This is a genomic window from Microbispora sp. H11081 (assembly GCF_012999535.1).
Taxonomy (GTDB): domain Bacteria; phylum Actinomycetota; class Actinomycetes; order Streptosporangiales; family Streptosporangiaceae; genus Microbispora.
Window position 1 is genome coordinate 129,246 of sequence record NZ_JABBWV010000008.1, and the last position, 16,266, is coordinate 145,511.

A 16,266-nucleotide genomic window follows, 5' to 3' on the forward strand; every position below is an offset into this window, starting at 1 on the left:
ATGCCTCTCCCGTCCGTGGAGTTCGCGAACGCCGCGTTATTCGCCGTCACCAGCCGTTGGAGGTGATGGGCATGTTCTGCCACACCTTGCAGAGCCTCGGGCCGGGGCCGCAGAAGACGCCCTGAGTGCTGATGCGCCCGCCGTTCGTGATGCCGGTCTGCTGCTGGCCGATCATGAAGGTCGGGGCGAACACCCCGTTGAGGTTCTGGTTGAACTTGCCGTTCCCCGACTGCGACTGCCGGGCCCTGGCCGACCCGCCGGACGCCACCTGCTCCCCGCCACCGCCGCCGCGACCTGTGACGACGTGCGACGCGCCGCGGCGTGAGGGATGCGCGGCCGCGCTCGCGTCCTGGGCCACACCGGTCCACGCGATCACGGCCGCGAGAGCGGCCAGCGCGAGGCGGGGGGCCGTCGCTGACCGGGGCGACCGCGAGCGGAACATACAGCGCCGAGACATCGTGGAACGCACCTACCTACCAATGGCCATCCGGCAATGGGTTCGTCGCGGACAAGGGCAACGCCGACGTCATACCCCCGTGCGATCGCCTCGGCTTCGCCCATGCCGAGCGCGGCATGGTTCATGACGTATTTTTTGTCGCTATGCCTTTCGACCCCGACATTCAGCGCTTATATCTCCATTCGGAGAAATATCCCGCTATTAGCGGTTCATTCCTCGGCGGCGTCGAGATAGACCCAGGCGTTCGCGTGCCGGACGAACCTGCTCCGCTCGCGCATCTCGCCGGGCTGCCCCCGGTAGGCGTACCGGGCGCGGAAGGTGACGGTGCCGTCCGTGTGGACCGGGCTCCCGCCGGTGACCTCCTCGATCTCCAGCCCGGTCCAGCGCATGCCCCGCTCGAAGTCGACCCGCACCGGGCGGGTGGAGGGATGCCAGGTCCGCAGCAGATACGCCTCGTCCTCGATCGCGAACGCCGAGAAGCGCGAACGCATCAGCGCCTCGGCCGTCGGGGCGACGCGTCCCGCGTGGTAGCGGCCGCAGCATTCGCCGTAGACGGCCTGCCGGCCACAGGGACAGGGCTCGCCGGCACGCGGCGCGCGGCGCGGATCGGGACTCACCCCGTGAGGCTATCGTCCCCGGCCACCGGCGACGCGCCCCGGATGCCCGCTCGGGCCGGTGCGGCCCTCGGCGTGACGACGGCCATGGCGATCGGCGGGCGCACCGGTCCGCGGCCGGGCCCGGGTCACCGGAAGACACCCGTGTGGCCGAGCGAGTACCGGCCGGGCTGGGGATACACGCACAGCCCGTGCGGCCCGGCGCCCACCCGGATGGTGCGCACGACCCTGCCGTTCCGGGTGTCGAACACGTAGACCACCCCGTGGTACCGGCCGCTCAGCCACAGCTTCGTGCCGTCCGCCGACACACCGCCCATGTCGGGCGAGCCGCCGCCCGGGATCCGCCAGACGTCCACCACCTTCCGCTTCAGGAACGACACGACCGACACCGACCCCTCGCCCCGGTTCGACACGTACATATGGCGCGAGTCGCGGCTGACGTAGAGGCCGTGCGCGCCCCTGCCGGTCGGCAGGAACCGCATGACCTTGTACGTCGCCGCGTCCACCAGCCACACCCCGTGCCGTTCCATGTCGGCCACGTAGAAGATCGAGCCGTCGGGCGACAGCTTCACGTCCTGCGGCATGCTCATGTGGCCCAGGTGGATGCGGCGGATCAGGCGCGGCGCCCGCCAGTCGATCACGACGAGGTCGCCGCTGAACTCACAGCTCGCGAGGAACACCGAGCCGTCGGCGGTGAAGTCGCCGTGGTTCACGCCCCTGCAGGGCAACGGCAGCGAGCGCAGCAACTTCATGGTGTGCGGGTCGCGGAGGTCGAGCTGGTTGTTCCGCTCCGCCATGACCAGCGCGTACCGGCCGTCCGGGGAGAAGTACAGGTTGTACGGGTCGTCGACGGGCACCGGACGGCCGGGCCTGCCGGTGCGGGGGTCGACGGGGGTGAGGAAGTTGCCCCGGTTGTTGTTCACCCACAGCGTCTTGAGGTCCCAGGACGGCACCACGTGCTGGGGCAGCGCCCCGGTCCTGAAGTGCCGTACGACGCGGTAGGTCTCCGGGTCGATGACGTCGACGGTGCCGCTCTCGCTGTTGGGCACGTAGACCAGGGAGCGGAAGCCCTTGACGACGGGGCTGAGCATCCCCGGCCGGTCGGCCGCGTAGACGTCGGCGGGCGCCCTGTCCTCCGTCCCGCCGCCGGGGCCGAGCGCCGCGACCGCGGCGGGCGACGGCCGGGCGGACACCGGCGGGGCCGTCTCGATCACCGCCTGGGCGGCCCGGGGCACGGACGGCGTCGCCGCGCACCCGGCGAGGGCGCCTCCCCCGATGATCGTCAGTGCCATGGTCGCGGCAGCGGCTCCACGCGCTCGGTCCACGCCTGCCCCTTCGTCGCGGCGGGGCTGTGCCCGGCCGGCCTCCGTACGGTCGTGACCGGCCGCGCCGATGTTCGGCACAGTGCGGGATGGCGCGGTGTTCGATGGGGACGGTGCGGGATGAACACGGTGCGGTATGAACACGGTGCGGCGGGTCGGCGCGACGCTAACGCCCCGCGGGCACGGCCCGGAGGCGGCTTTGCCCGCTCTTTCACGCCCCGTTCGTTCCCCGTGGACTACGGCCTCGCCGGGCGGTTCCCTCGGCGTCGAGCAGTTCGTCCACCGCCTTCCTGTCGGGCAGCGAAGGGCTGGCACCGGGCAGCGTGGTCGCGAGGGCTCCGGCGGCCATCCCCCGGCGGATGGCGGTGGCGGTGTCGAGTCCGGCCGCGAGCGCCGCGCCGACGAAGCCGGTGAAGGCGTCGCCCGCGGCGGTGGTGTCCACCGGGGTGACGGGGTAGGCGGGGAAGTGCCGGGTGCGGTCCTGCGTGACCGACAGGACCCCCGCCGCGCCGAGCGTGATGAGCGCGTGCCGCACGCCGCGGTCGAGGAACCAGGCCGCGGCCCGCTCCGCGGACTCGGCGTCGACGACCTCCACCCCGGTCAGCGCGGTGGCCTCGCTCTCGTTGGGGGTGACGACGGCGACGTGCGGCCAGACCCGGTCGGGCAGCGGCCGCGCGGGCGCGGGATCGAGCACCACGGTCAGGCCGGCCCGCGCACCCGTCTCCGCCGCGTGGCAGGCGACGTCGACGGGGGTCTCCAGTTGGAGGAGCAGCACGCTCGCCGTGTCGCGCACGGCCCTGATGCTCTCGTCCACCATCTCGGCGCTGAGGTCGGCGTTGGCGAGCGGAGTCATGACGATGTCGTTCTCGCCCGACGCGTCCACCCTGATGTGCGCGACGCCGGTGCGGCCCGCGACAGAACGGACCTCCGTCAGCGCCACGCCGTGGGAGCGCAGCGCCGACGAGACGATCTCGCCGAACGGATCCGTGCCGACGCAGCCGACCAGCCAGGTGGGCGCTCCCGCACGGGCGGCGGCGACCGCCTGGTTCGCACCCTTCCCTCCGAGGACCAAGGTGACGTCGTCGCCGAGAACGGTCTCCCCCCGGCGCGGGAGGCGGCGGGTGAAGGCGGTGACATCCGCGGAGATGCTCCCGACGACGACGACACCCTGCGGTTCCATGACGTTCCTCCTGTTTCGGGCTGTCAGTGGTGCGGCGACGCTCAGGAGGCCCGGCCGAGCGTCTCGATGGCACCGATCATGAGGTCCCAGAACCGGTCCCGGTCAAGACCGATCCCGACGTTCGCGTTGGGCTCCCAGTCCATGCGGCGGTGCAGGTCGGCCACCGTCGCCCCCCGCGTGTGCGGCCCGTCCAGCTCGATGCGCAGGCCCACCCGCTCGTACGTCATGACCGTGGGGTCGATCAGGTACGCCACCGTGATCGGGTCGTGCAGCGGCGGGGCGGGGAACCCCCAGGTCTCGTGGTAGGTGGAGCCGAAGAACGTCAGCAGTTCCACGCAGATCCGGGCGAGCGGGGTGCCGAGCGCCTCGATCCTGGCGAGCACGTCGGCGGTCACCAGGGCCTGGTGGCTGACGTTGAGCCCGACCCATGTCGTCGGCACGCCGCTGTCCAGCACCTCCGCCGCCGCCTCCGGGTCGGCGTACACGTTGAACTCCGCGTACGGCGTGTGGTTACCGCGATCCGTGGAGCCTCCCATGATCACGATTTCCCTGATCCGCTCACGGTCACCGGGATGACGGCGGAGCAGCGTGGCGATGTTCGTCAGCGGGCCGATGGCCACCACGGTCACCGGCTCCGCGGCGGCGGCCAGCGTGTCGTGGATGAGGTCGACGCCGTGGCGGGCGTCGAGCGGAACGTCCGGCTCCCCGAACGCCGGGCCGTCCAGGCCGCTCTCCCCGTGCACGTAGTCGCCGATCTCCAGCGGCGCCGTCAGCGGCCGGTCGCAGCCCGCCGCGACCGGCACGCCGGTGACGCCGGCGAGGCTCAGCATCCGGCGGGCGTTGAGCGCGGTCTTCTCCACCGTCTGGTTTCCCGCGACCGTCGTGACCGCGCGCAGGTCGATGGCCGGGCTGGCGACCGCGAGCAGGATGGCCATGGCGTCGTCGTGTCCGGGGTCGCAGTCGAGGATCACCGGGATCGGCATGTCACAGCTCCTTCGCGAGCCAGCGGACCGCCCGCGTGAACAGCGTGCGGTAGCCGTCCCAGGAGACGAACTCATCCGGGCACCAGTGGGGCGCGATGTCTGAGGCCCAGGCCAGCGTGCGGCCCGCCCCGGCCTGCCGTACGGCGAGCAGGGGGTCGCCCCCGACGGTCGCGAGCAGCGTCGCGTCGTCCGGCAGCGTGAAGCGGTTGTAGCCGAGCAGGTCTGGCCACTGGGCGGGGAGCCCGGTCACGATGGGGTGCGCGTCGTCGGCGAGCAGGCCGGGCACACCCTGCGGGGTCTCGACGCGGTCGTCGTGGCGGGAGATCCGGGCGGGCAGCACCCGCTCGACCGCCGTGCCGGCGAACGCCGCCTTGGCCTCGAAGCCCTGGAAGCTCAGGTAGCCCCCGGCCATCGCGAGGCCGCCGCCCTGCTCCACCCAGTCGGCCAGCAGGTCGATTCGGTTGACGGTCTTCTCGCTGGCGAGCCAGGTGGCGGGGTGCAGCAGGATGCTGTTGGCCCCGATGTCGGAGAGCACGACCACGTCGTAGGCGGCCAGCGCCTCGGGCGTGCCGGGGAACAACGCGGGCACGTCGTGCGCGGGCAGGTGGTCGACCTCGATGCCGTCGGCGGCGAGCACGCCCCGCAGGGGTTCGATTCCGGTGTGGTACGTCGTCGAGGTGAACGCGTCGAAGCCCTTGTAATGGGTCGACACGCTCACCCACGATTCACCTGCGACGAGCACGCGGGTCATGAGACTTCTCCTTCTCTGTCTGTCTGGTCAGTGGCCGCGAGCGGCGGCGAGGAAGATCTCGCGCGGGTTGTCCGCGAGCAGGCGGGTGGTGTCGCCCGAGGTCAGCCCGTGCCGGTGCAGGCGCGGGACGAAGTGGGTCAGGATGTGGGCGTAGCCGGTGCCGCCGTAGCGGACGAGCATGGTCTTCAGGAACACGTCCTGGGAGAGCAGCACCCGGTGCCCCAGCCCGGCGCGGACCAGCCAGGCCACCGAGGCGGCGTTCTCCTCGTCGCACGGGGACTGGCCCTCGCCCGGATAGAGGTAGTCCATGCCGCACATGTCGTAACCGAGGTAGGCGCCGCGCAGGGCGAGGGACACCTGGTAGTCGCGGTCGGCCCCGCTGGGGTTCAGGTGCGAGAGCACGGTGCCCGCGAGCAGGCCGCCCTCCTCCGCGACGACGTCGAGGACGCGGTGACCGTGCCGCACCCAGCCGGGAAGGTGGACCGACAGCGGCACGCCGGTGCGGGCCTGCGCCCGGGCCGCGCCGCGCAGCACCTTCTCCTCCTCGGCGGTGAAGTCCGGCGAGACGCCGATCTCGCCGATCACCCCGGCGCGGACGCCGTCCACGCCCTCGGTGAGGTCGCGCTCGATCTCGTCGGCGACGTCCGCCGCCGTCATCGAGCGGACCCGGGCCGGATGGGTTCGCTCCAGGTAGAAGCCGCAGCCCATGACGACGTTCAGCCCGGTGGCGCGGGCGATCGCGACCAGTTCGGCGGGCGCTCGCCCGATCCCCTCCGGGGTCACTTCGAGCAGTGTGCGCCCGCCGCGCCCGGCAAACCTGCGCACCTCCTCAATCGCGGTCTCGGTGTCGTCGAGCGACACGTTGTCGCGGGAGAGGTAGGGGTCGTTGCGGAGCCTGCCGAGGAACTCCATCCGCACGGGTTCGCGGGCGATCAGCTCGCCCTCGGCGTCGCCCCGCGGCGCGGGGTGCCAGGCGAGCGCGCCGTCGTTGCGCAGGTGCTCGTGGCAGAGCGTGATCCCGAGGTCGTCGGGTGACACCGGTCCGAGCACGGTCGTCACGGCCGGCCGCCCGGCTGGGGACGTCATTTTCTTACGGCTCCGAACTTCGCCCACACCTTGCTGTTGGAGAAGATGGCCAGCAGCAGGATGGCGCCCTGGACGATCTGCACGTAGAACGGCGAGACGTGCAACAGCACGAGGCCGTTGGCGATCACGCCGAGCGTGAGCGCGCCGAGGATCGTCCCGAGCATGCTCGCCCGGCCGCCGAAGAGGCTGGTGCCGCCGAGCACGACGGCCGTGATGACCTCGAGCTCGAAGCCGGAGCCCGCGTTGGACGAGCCCGAGCTGAGGCGGGTGGCGATCAGCACGCCCGCGATCGCCGCCGCCACACCGGTCAGCACGTAGACGGTCAGCCCGACCTTCCGCGTGTTCACGCCGGCGCGGCGCAGCGACTCGCCGTTGGAGCCGAGACCGATGACGTAGCGGCCGAACGGCGTACGGGTGAGCACGAGCCAGCCGATCAGCGCGACGACCACGGCGATGACGGCGGGGACGGGCACCCCGGCGATGCGGCCCTGGCCGATCTGGACGATCCAGAGGTCTCCGTCGATTGGGGTCGAGTAGCCCTCCGTCGCCCGCAGCGCCGTGCCCCGCATGATCGACAGCATCGCCAGCGTGACGATGAACGGCGGGATGCCCTGGTAGGAGGAGAACCACCCGTTGATGAACCCGATCAGGGCGCCGAGCGCGAGGATCGCGACCAGGGCGAGGGTGGGGTCCCACCCGTGCTGCAGCACGATCGCGAGCAGCGAACCCGTCAGCGCGACCGTGGAGCCGACCGACAGGTCGATGCCGGACGTGCTGATCACGAAGGTCATCGCGGTCGCGACGACCAGCGTGGGGGCGATCTGCCGCAGCAGGTTGAGCAGGTTGCCCGTCGTGGCGAACCGGTCCGCGGAGAACGCGAAGAAGACGAGCAGGACCACCAGCACGACCGCGATCGCGATGGTCTGCGCGTGCCGGCCGATGTGGGCGTTGGCCCTGGCCGACCTGGTGGTGACGACCCGCTGACTGGTGACGGTCACCGTCGCCTCCCCTCCTTCTCTTCCTCGTCGTGGGCGACGATCTCGGACACGAGCCGTTCGAGGCTGGTGTTCCTGGCGTCCAGGTCGGCCCTGAGCGTGCCCTCGTACATGACGCACAGCCGGTCGCAGACCCGGAAGAGGTCCTGGAGGCGGTGCGTGATGAGGATCACCGACACGCCCTGGTCCGAGACCGTCTTGATCAGTTCGAGGACGGTCTCGACCTCGGCGACGGCGAGCGCCGCCGTCGGCTCGTCGAGGATGAGCAGCTTGGGCCCGAAGGTGACCGCGCGGGCGATGGCGACCGCCTGCCGCTGGCCGCCGGACAGCCCGCCGACGGGGATGTCCGTCAGCGGGATCCGGATGTTCAACGCGTCCAGGTGGCGGCGGGCGTCCGCGTGCATCTTGCGCACGTCGAGCAGCATGCCGCCGCCCTTGCGCGGCTCCCTGCCGAGGAACAGGTTCCCGGCCACGTCGATGTCGTCGCAGAGCGCGAGGTCCTGGTAGACCATCTCGATGCCCAGTTCGCGGGCGTCCTTGGGAGTGGCGAAGGAGACCGGCCGTCCGTCGAAGACGATCTCGCCGGAGTCCGGCACGACGGCGCCGGCCAGCACCTTCATGAGGGTGGACTTGCCGGCCGCGTTGTCGCCGACGAGCCCCACCACCTCTCCAGGGCCGACGCGCAGGGTCACACCGCGCAGCGCGTCGACCATTCCGTAGCGTTTGCGGATGTCGCGCATGACCACCCGATCAACGCGACCCGCCTTCTCCTCGGTCATGCGAGTCCCTTCGCCGCTCACTTGAACGTGGCGCGATACGAGTCGACGTTGTCCTTGGTCACGATCGTCACGGGCACGTCGATGTTCTTCTTCGCCTGGGCGCCGTCGATCAGGGCCTTGGCCTCCTTGACGGCCTCGTAGCCCTCGGTCTTCGGGTCCTGCTGGATCACGCCGGCGACGAACCCCTCGTCGATGCCGTTGATGGCCTCCTTGGTCAGGTCCCAGCCGAAGACCTTGACCCGGTCGGCCGCGTTCTGCGACTTCACGGCGGCGACCGTGCCGAGCAGGGCCGGCTCGCCCGTGGCGTACACGATGTTCATGTCGGCGCGGGAGGTGAGCAGGTTCTCCGCGGCCGTCATCGCGGCCTCCTGCTTGTTCTGCCCGTCGACGGTCTGCACGATCTTCGCGCCCGCGCCCTCGACGGTCTTGACGAAGTCGTCCTTGCGGATGTTCTGGATGAAGGAGTTGAGCGCGCCCACCACGCCGATCTTCGGCGCGGCCAGGCCCTGCGCCTGGGCCCACTTGTTGACGAAGTCGCCCGCCTGCTTGGCCGCGGCAGCGTTGTCCACGCCCACCTGCGTGTCCACGGAGGGCGAGTCGACGATCGCGTCGACGGTGACGACCTTCAGCCCCGCGTCCTTGGCGATCTTCACGGCGGGCTTGATGCCCTCGACGTCGATCGCGACCACGATGACCGCGTCGAACTGCTGCTGGACGAAGTTGTCGATGGCCTCGTTCTGCTTGGCCGGGTCGTCGTTGGCGTTGAAGACGGTGAGGTCGACGTTCGCCTCCTTCGCCGCCTGCTGGGCGCCTGCGTTCATCTCGTTGAAGAAGATCGCCTGCTGGTTGATCTGGACGAGGCCGACGCGCGGCCGGTCTCCGCCGGAGTCTCCGGACGCGCCGGAGTCGTCCGAGCCGCCGCAGGCCGCCGCTAGGAGGCCGGTGGCCATGATCGTCGCCGCCGCTGTCAGGCGGATGAGTCGCGTGGATCGCGCCATGAAGGTGAGCCTTTCGGGGGGAGCCGGCAGGGATGGACTGCTCGGGTAATCGATTACCCGAGTTTCGGGCATGCTAGTGCGACGGAAAAAGCACCGTCAAGGTGCGGTTTCATCGCACAACCTCTATCGTTCCGTGTGATCTGGGCATCGCAAGAGCCTGCTAGGTCGATCGTTGACAAAGATCAAGGGAAATCGATTACACGATGGGCGTGACGATTCACGACGTGGCGCGGGCGGCCGGGGTCTCCGTGGCATCGGCCTCCCGCGCGCTCTCGGGGCGGCGCAAGGTCACGCCCGAGGTCGCGGAACGGGTGGCGCGTGCCGCCGCCGAGCTCGGCTACCAGGTGAACGCGGTCGCCAAGGCGCTGCGCGACCAGACCACCGGCACCATCGGCATGGTCGTGCCGGGCATCGGCAACCCGTTCTTCACCACGATCGTCGAAGCCGTGGAGCGTGAGCTGCAGAACTCCGGCACGGACCTGCTGCTCTGCTCGTCCCGGTACGACCCCCAGGTCGAGGCGCGGAGGGTGGGAACCCTGCTGGCCCGGCGCGTGGACGGGCTGATCATCAGTCCCTGCGACATCGAGGCCAGCGTACCCGCGGTGCTGGACGCGGCCCGCCGGGTGCCCCTCGTGCAGCTCGACCGCCACATCGAGGGCGGCGCGGCCGACTGGGTCGGCGTGGACGACGAGGCCGGCGTGACCCTGGCGGTCGAGCACGTCATCGCGTGCGGGGCACGCTCGGTGGTCTTCGCCGGCAGCCGGCCGGTCAGCTCCTCCGCCCGGCTGCGGCTCAGCGGGTTCGAGCGCGCCGCGGCGCGGGCCGGGGTGGAGGTCCTGCCGCCGCTGCTGGGCGAGTTCACCCTGGAATGGGGCGGCGAGGCCGGGCGCAGGCTGCTCGACGCCGGCCAGCTGCCGGACGCGGTGGTCTGCGGGAACGACGAGATCGCCGTGGGCCTGGTGCGGTCGCTGCGTCTCGGCGGGGCGCGCGTCCCCGACGACGTGTCCGTGGTGGGGTTCGACGATGTGGGACACGCGACGATGTGCGACCCTCCGCTCAGCACGGTGCGCCAGCCGGTGGAGGAGATGGCCGCGGAGGCGGTGCGCCTGCTCGGCCAGGTCAAGGCCGCCGACCCGCGGCCCGCGCAGCGGATCGCGATCACACCCAAGCTCGTCGTACGGCAGACCAGCCGGCTGCCGGCGTCGCGGAGCGAGTCAGGGAGGGATTCCGGGTGAACGAGGCGGTCGAGCTGACACGCGAGCTGATCAGGATCGACTCGGTGGGCGGGGGCGAGGCCGCGGTGGCCGAACCGCTCGCGAGACGACTGTCGGACGCCGGTTTCGTGGTGCGGCGGCACGATCACGCGCCCGGCCGCACCGGCCTGGTCGCCCGCTGGGGGACGGGCGAGCCGGTGACGCTGACCGGGCATCTCGACACGGTGCCGCTGGGCGGGCAGGCCTGGCGGCACGCGCCGCACGGCGCCGAGATCGACGGCGACCGGCTGTACGGGCGTGGTTCCAGCGACATGAAGGCCGGTGTGGCCGCGCTGGTGGTCGCCGCCGAGCGGCATGCGCGCCGCGCCGGGGCGAAGGGCGCACTCGAGATCGTCCTCACGGCCGGTGAGGAGACCGGCTGCGAGGGCGCGGCCGGCATAGTGGCCGCGGGCCTGGTCGGCAGGTCGCGCGCGCTGCTGGTGGCCGAGCCGACCGGCAACCGGGTGCTGCTCGGGCACAAGGGCGCGCTCTGGCTGGAGGCAACCACGCGGGGCAGGACGGCGCACGGCTCGATGCCGCACCTCGGCGACAACGCGATCTACAAGCTCGCCCGCGTGATCGGCGCCGTCGAGCGGTTCGATCCCGGGGTGCCGGAACACCCCTCGCTCGGCCCGTCCACGGTGAACGTGGGGACGGTGCGCGGCGGGATCAACGTCAACTCCGTGCCCGACCTCGCCGCCGCGACCATCGACCTGCGCACCGTCGCGGGCCAGGACCACGGACGGCTCCGCGAACGGCTGCGGGACGCGATCGGCGAGGAGGCGACCCTCGACGTGCTCGTGGACCTGCCCGCGATCTGGACCGAGCCGGACGACCCCTTCGTACAGGTTCTGGTCGGCGCGGGGGCGGGCGCGCCCGGCGACCGCCCTGCGGCCAGCTACTTCACCGACGCCTCGGTCCTCGCCACCGCCTGCGGCGGAGGGCCCACGGTCGTCTGCGGCCCCGGTGAGCCCGAACAGGCGCACGTCACCGACGAGTACTGCCTCGTCCACCGGATCGAGGAGGCCGTCGAGATCTACACCGCCGCCCTCGGGCGGTTCGCCTGATCGTGTGACCGGCCGGGCGGCGTGGCCGGGACAGCCCCTGTCACGACCGTCCACCGCGGGCATCGGACGGTTATCGTCGGACTGTGGCAAGGCGATTATCGAACCGCCGGTGACCCGAGGAGGTCGCGTGCGCGACATGTCCCCGCCCCTGCACATGCTCCGGGACGGATTCCATCCCGTGCCGGAGCTCTCCGCACTGCGCGACGACGAGGGGGTGACCCGGATCCGCACCGTGTTCGGCACCGACGCCTGGCTGGTCACCAGATTCGAGGACGTCCGTACGGTGCTGAGCCATCCCGAGCTGTTCAGCAACGCGCTCGTGCCTCCGCTCCGGCCGCCCGGCGCGCCGCCGCCCAGCGCGGAGGAGGCCGCCGCGATGCGCGCCGGCAATCTGCTCGGCTCCGACCCTCCCGAGCACACCCGGCTGCGCCGGATGCTCACGGGCGAGTTCACCATCCGTCGCATGCGGCGGCTGGAGCCCAGAGTCCGGCAGATCGTCGACGACCATCTGGACGCCATGGAGCGCGGCGGGCCGCCCGCCGATCTGGTGACGGACTTCGCCCTCCCGGTCCCCTCCCTGGTGATCTGCGAACTGCTGGGCGTGCCGTACGCCGACCGGGCCGGCTTCCAGGGGACGTCCAAGCGGATCCTGGACGTGTCCCTGCCCCCGGACGAGCGCGCGGCAGCGGCGGCGGAGGCCAGGGCGTACATCGCGGGGCTGATCAAGAAGATCAGGACCGATCCCGGTGAGGATCTGCTCGGGATGCTCGTACGCGAGCACGGCGACGAGCTGAGCGACGCCGAACTCACCGGCATCGGCACCCTGCTGCTGCTCGCCGGGCACGAGACCACGGCCAACATGCTGTCCCTGGGCACCCTCGCCCTGCTGCGGCACCCCGACCAGCTCACGCTGCTGCGCGACGAGCCGGACCGCGTGGGCGCCGCCGTCGAGGAGCTGCTGCGCTGGCTGAGCATCGTGCACTCGGGAACGGTGAAGATCACTACGTCCGAGGTCCGGCTGGGCGATAGCACCCTCGGCCCCGGCGAGACCGTCATCTGCTCTCTGCCCGCCGCCAACCGCGACCCGGAGCTCACCCAGAACCCGGACGACCTGGACATCCGCCGAGATGCCCTGGGCCACATCGCGTTCGGGCACGGCGTCCATCACTGTCTCGGTGCTCCCCTGGCCCGCATGGAGATGCACATCGCCTTCCCCGCCTTGCTGCGCAGGTTCCCCGGCCTGCGACTGGCGGGCGAGCCCCAGTTCCGCTCCCTCACCGTCGTACACGGCCTGACCACGATGCCGATCACCTGGTAGGCGGCAGCCGGGCGGCCTCCTCCCGCGCGTCGATCCACGACGATCGGGAGGAGGCCGTGGGGGCCCGGGCGGTGCCTCCGTCCTCGTACGGCGCGGAGCGTCAGGCGACCGAGGCGGGGAACCGCTCCCAGACCCGGTGGGCGGCCATCAGCCGCTGGACGGCGGTGAAGGTCTCCGTGGCGGAGTCACCGGACACCACGCCCGGCGTGCCGCTGAGCCCGGTCTGCGCGAGCAGTTTCGCGCCGTCGCCCCACGCGCCGATCACCTTCGCGTGCCGCCAGCACTCGTCGATCATGAGCATGACGCGCGGGTCCACCATGGCGGTGTCGCCCGCGCCCGCCTTGGCGTCGCGCGCGGGCAGCGCGTCGGGCGCCGGCGCCGGCGCCGCCGCCAGCAGCAGCGCGTCGAACTCGATCGACCTGGCGGTGGCGAAGGTCCGCTGCACCGGCATGTCGCCCACCATCCCGCCGTGCGGCGCGATCAGCAGCGGCACCATCCCGGCGGCGAACACCGCCCTGCGCAGGTCGCGTACGCCGTCCAGGTCGGCTCCGTCCGCGACGACGACGCCGACCATGCGGCCGTCACCCGGCCACTCCTTGCCCACCTGCGAGAGCGCGGGGCTGGGCGCCGGGTCGGCGAGCGGCAGCGTCGGCTCCGGCACGGGCAGGCCGAGCCCGGTGGCGACCTCCCGGCACAGGACCGGGTCGATGTTCGCCAGGCACCGGAGCTGGCGTTCCTTGATCGCCTGCTCGTAGCACTTGCCCAGCTCGAAGGTGTAGGCGCGGATGATGTGCTCCTTCTCCACCGGCGACATGCTCAGCCAGAACAGGCGCGTCTGGCTGAAATGGTCGTCGAAGGAGACGGGGTTCGCGCGGACCTTCCGCGCCTGGGCGACCTCGACCGGCGCGTCGGTGTACGCCTTCTCCGCGTCGCCCGCGACGAACGGGTTGCCGCCGTCCAAGGAGTTCGGCCGGTACGGCGCGACGCCTGCGTGCACGGCGTGCTGGTGGAAGCCGTCGCGGAGCATGTCGTTGACCGGGCAGTGCGGACGGTTGACCGGGATCTGCGCGAAGTTCGGGCCGCCCAGCCGCGTGATCTGCGTGTCGATGTAGGAGAACAGCCGCGTCTGCAGCAGCGGGTCGTTGGTGACGTCGATTCCCGGCGGCAGATGGCCGACGTGGAAGGCGACCTGCTCGACCTCGGCGAAGAAGTTCGTGGGCGTCCGGTTGAGCGTCATCCGCCCGATCGCCTGCACCGGCACGAGCTCCTCGGGCACGATCTTCGTCGGGTCCAGCAGGTCGATGCCCTCGAACGTCTGGTCGGGAGTGTCCGGGAACACCTGGATGCCGAGCTCCCACTCCGGGTAGGCGCCGGCCTCGATCGCGTCGTAGAGGTCGCGGCGGTGGAAGTCGGGGTCCATGCCGGCCAGCAGCTGCGCCTCCTCCCAGGTGAGGGAGTGCACGCCGAGCTTGGGCTTCCAGTGGAACTTGACCAGCACCGTCCCCCCGGCCTCGTCGACCAGCCGGAAGGTGTGGACGCCGAAGCCCTCCATCATGCGGAAGGAGCGCGGGATCCCGCGGTCCGACATGTTCCACATCGTGTGGTGCTGCGCCTCGGTGTGCAGCGAGACGAAGTCCCAGAACGTGTCGTGCGCGCTCTGCGCCTGCGGGATCTCCCGGTCCGGGTGCGGCTTGCCCGCGTGGATGACGTCGGGGAACTTGATGCCGTCCTGGATGAAAAAGACGGGGATGTTGTTGGCGACGAGGTCGAAGTTTCCCTCGTCGGTGTAGAACTTCGTGGCGAACCCACGGGTGTCACGGACAGTGTCGGCAGACCCGCGCGAACCGAGGACGGTGGAGAACCGTACGAAGACGTCGGTCTTCTTCCCCTTCTTCAGGAACCCGGCTTTGGTCACCGCTTCCGCGGTGCCGTACGCCTCGAAGACACCGTGGGCGCCTGCGCCCCGGGCGTGGACGACACGCTCCGGGATGCGCTCGTGGTCGAAGTGCGTGATCTTCTCACGCAGGTGGTGGTCCTGCAGCAGGGTCGGACCCCGCTCCCCCGCCTTCAGCGAGTGGTCGGTGTCACGCAGTCGCGCCCCCTGCGCGGTGGTGAGGTAGGCGCCCTGCTGCCCCTCGGCCGTGGCGGGCGCGCCGGTCTCCGCTCCGGTCGGCGTGACGGTCGCGGGAGCGCCCTGCTCCTTCTTCGGCGGCAGCGGGTCGCGCGGCGTCGTCGGCTCCTCCAAGGTCGCCGGGGCGCTGCCGGGCGAGCCGGGGACGTCCGGCGTGAGGAAGTCGCTCACCTTCTCCGCTGCGTTCTCGACGACGTCCTTGACCGCCTTCGCGGGCTTGCTGGCATCCATCAGGTACGTTCCTTTACGAGCGGACATGAACAGATCCGCCCGCATACCCGCAGGTCGCGAACGGAAACCTCCGCCCGCGCCGCCCGCTCGGCGAAATGCGCCGAGACGGCAGGACCCCCGATCCGCCCGGCATCCGGATCACGGTCCCGGCAACGCTGTCATCGGGATGACGCTCGTTCAGGCAAGGCCAAGGACGATCACCGGAACAAGTCCAGCCTGTCCTGCGCCCGTCTCCTGTCCTCCTCCGTGAAGAGCTCCGCGAACTCCTCCTTCAGCACGTGCGCCTCAACAGTGAGATCGAGGCGTCCGTGGCTCCGCAGGGTTTCGAAGCCGTCCGAGATCTGGTCGCTCCACAGAAGTTGCCTTGCGGTGGCGAGTCCACCGCGTTCCGAGACCATCTGGATGAAACGGCTCGCGTTGTATCCGAGATCCCTCTTCGCAGCCTGATAAATCTCGACCATCGCGCGGTGGAACCGGCGCTCGGTCTCATTCACCCTTGCCCTCCTCCAGACCTACGGGGATTTCCGACCCAGGGCTGAGGAGTCCGATCAGCACGAGGACGCAAGACGCACTCGTCGCAGGTGGAGCTTACGGGCCTACCCTCCGCGTTCAGGAGGCCGAGTTCTCGGGCGCGCTCCTGTCGGCGCGCGGTCCCATGCCCTTGTTTCCAGGGAATCTCTGTGAGTCTCCACCAGGTCATGCCGTCCTGATCGGGGTACCGCATCAGGCGTTCGGCAGGTGTGTCGACCAACGAAGAACAGTCAGCACGGTGATGGAGAACACGGCCAGAACCCGCGCATAAGACTTCACCTGCCGAAGGCACAAGCCCGTAAGCGTCGCCCTCGATGTACTCGACCCTGACGATCTCGCCCTCGAATGGAGAGATGGCTCCGCCGCCCGCCCCGAAGCGATGGAGGTCTATCTGACCGGGCCTGGGTCGGCAAAGCCCACATGTCTCCACAGCCATCTCGTGGATACACTCCTCAGACACAAGACCATGCTGGCAGTTCGTCTTCGCTCCTGCCAGACCGTCCCGGCGCCTATCTCCATCGACGCCGACCGGGCTGCATAGAGCCCTTCCTTGCCAGCCCGCGCGTCGAC

At 70.8% G+C, this 16,266-nt stretch carries 15 protein-coding genes; 3 read left to right on the forward strand and 12 right to left on the reverse strand.

Annotation, left to right across the window (positions count from 1 at the left end; all coding sequences use genetic code 11):
• Window positions 1–46: 46 nt before the first annotated feature.
• From HHX31_RS21210 to HHX31_RS21255, 10 genes are all read right to left on the reverse strand, one after another.
• Window positions 47–442, reverse strand: a complete 396-nt coding sequence (locus tag HHX31_RS21210) for a hypothetical protein (RefSeq protein ID WP_169950068.1) — start codon at window positions 440–442, stop codon at window positions 47–49.
• 224 nt (window positions 443–666) lie between these two features.
• Window positions 667–1,074, reverse strand: coding sequence for a YchJ family metal-binding protein (locus HHX31_RS21215; protein WP_311932143.1), 408 nt, complete (start codon window positions 1,072–1,074; stop codon window positions 667–669).
• A gap of 125 nt (window positions 1,075–1,199) precedes the next feature.
• A complete protein-coding gene (locus HHX31_RS21220) occupies window positions 1,200–2,363 on the reverse strand; it encodes a hypothetical protein (RefSeq protein WP_169950069.1) in 1,164 nt (387 codons plus the stop codon).
• Window positions 2,364–2,604: 241 nt separating this feature from the next.
• Window positions 2,605–3,573, reverse strand: coding sequence for a ribokinase (locus tag HHX31_RS21225; RefSeq protein ID WP_169950070.1), 969 nt, complete (start codon window positions 3,571–3,573; stop codon window positions 2,605–2,607).
• A 41-nt stretch (window positions 3,574–3,614) separates the two neighbouring features.
• Window positions 3,615–4,556, reverse strand: coding sequence for a nucleoside hydrolase (locus HHX31_RS21230; protein ID WP_169950071.1), 942 nt, complete (start codon window positions 4,554–4,556; stop codon window positions 3,615–3,617).
• A 1-nt stretch (window position 4,557) separates the two neighbouring features.
• Window positions 4,558–5,307, reverse strand: coding sequence for a glutamine amidotransferase (locus HHX31_RS21235; RefSeq protein WP_169950072.1), 750 nt, complete (start codon window positions 5,305–5,307; stop codon window positions 4,558–4,560).
• Window positions 5,308–5,334: 27 nt separating this feature from the next.
• Window positions 5,335–6,393, reverse strand: a complete 1,059-nt coding sequence (locus HHX31_RS21240; protein ID WP_169950073.1) for a phosphotriesterase — start codon at window positions 6,391–6,393, stop codon at window positions 5,335–5,337.
• Window positions 6,390–7,391 carry an ABC transporter permease gene (locus HHX31_RS21245; protein ID WP_169950074.1) on the reverse strand — a complete coding sequence of 334 codons (1,002 nt, stop codon included), beginning with the start codon at window positions 7,389–7,391 and terminating at the stop codon, window positions 6,390–6,392. The genes HHX31_RS21240 and HHX31_RS21245 overlap by 4 nt, the downstream gene beginning before the upstream one ends.
• Window positions 7,388–8,167: an ATP-binding cassette domain-containing protein gene (locus HHX31_RS21250; RefSeq protein WP_169950075.1), complete on the reverse strand. Its 780-nt coding sequence runs from the start codon at window positions 8,165–8,167 to the stop codon at window positions 7,388–7,390. Before HHX31_RS21250 ends, HHX31_RS21245 begins: the two co-directional genes overlap by 4 nt.
• 17 nt (window positions 8,168–8,184) lie before the next feature.
• A complete protein-coding gene (locus HHX31_RS21255) occupies window positions 8,185–9,165 on the reverse strand; it encodes a substrate-binding domain-containing protein (protein ID WP_169950076.1) in 981 nt (326 codons plus the stop codon).
• 203 nt (window positions 9,166–9,368) lie between these two features.
• Between HHX31_RS21255 and HHX31_RS21260 the strand changes: the two genes are divergently transcribed.
• From HHX31_RS21260 to HHX31_RS21270, 3 genes are all read left to right on the forward strand, one after another.
• A complete protein-coding gene (locus tag HHX31_RS21260; RefSeq protein WP_169950077.1) occupies window positions 9,369–10,400 on the forward strand; it encodes a LacI family DNA-binding transcriptional regulator in 1,032 nt (343 codons plus the stop codon).
• Window positions 10,397–11,485, forward strand: coding sequence for a M20 family metallopeptidase (locus HHX31_RS21265; protein WP_169950078.1), 1,089 nt, complete (start codon window positions 10,397–10,399; stop codon window positions 11,483–11,485). Before HHX31_RS21260 ends, HHX31_RS21265 begins: the two co-directional genes overlap by 4 nt.
• Before the next feature lie 136 nt (window positions 11,486–11,621).
• A complete protein-coding gene (locus HHX31_RS21270; RefSeq protein ID WP_249346266.1) occupies window positions 11,622–12,803 on the forward strand; it encodes a cytochrome P450 in 1,182 nt (393 codons plus the stop codon).
• A 100-nt stretch (window positions 12,804–12,903) separates the two neighbouring features.
• Here HHX31_RS21270 and HHX31_RS21275 read toward each other — a convergent pair whose 3' ends face one another.
• Both HHX31_RS21275 and HHX31_RS21280 read right to left on the reverse strand, forming a co-directional pair.
• The gene (locus tag HHX31_RS21275) at window positions 12,904–15,165 is read right to left on the reverse strand and encodes a catalase (RefSeq protein ID WP_169950079.1); all 2,262 of its coding nucleotides are present in this window, start codon (window positions 15,163–15,165) and stop codon (window positions 12,904–12,906) included.
• Window positions 15,166–15,362: 197 nt separating this feature from the next.
• A complete protein-coding gene (locus HHX31_RS21280; protein ID WP_169950080.1) occupies window positions 15,363–15,659 on the reverse strand; it encodes a hypothetical protein in 297 nt (98 codons plus the stop codon).
• Between the last annotated feature and the right edge of the window lie 607 nt (window positions 15,660–16,266).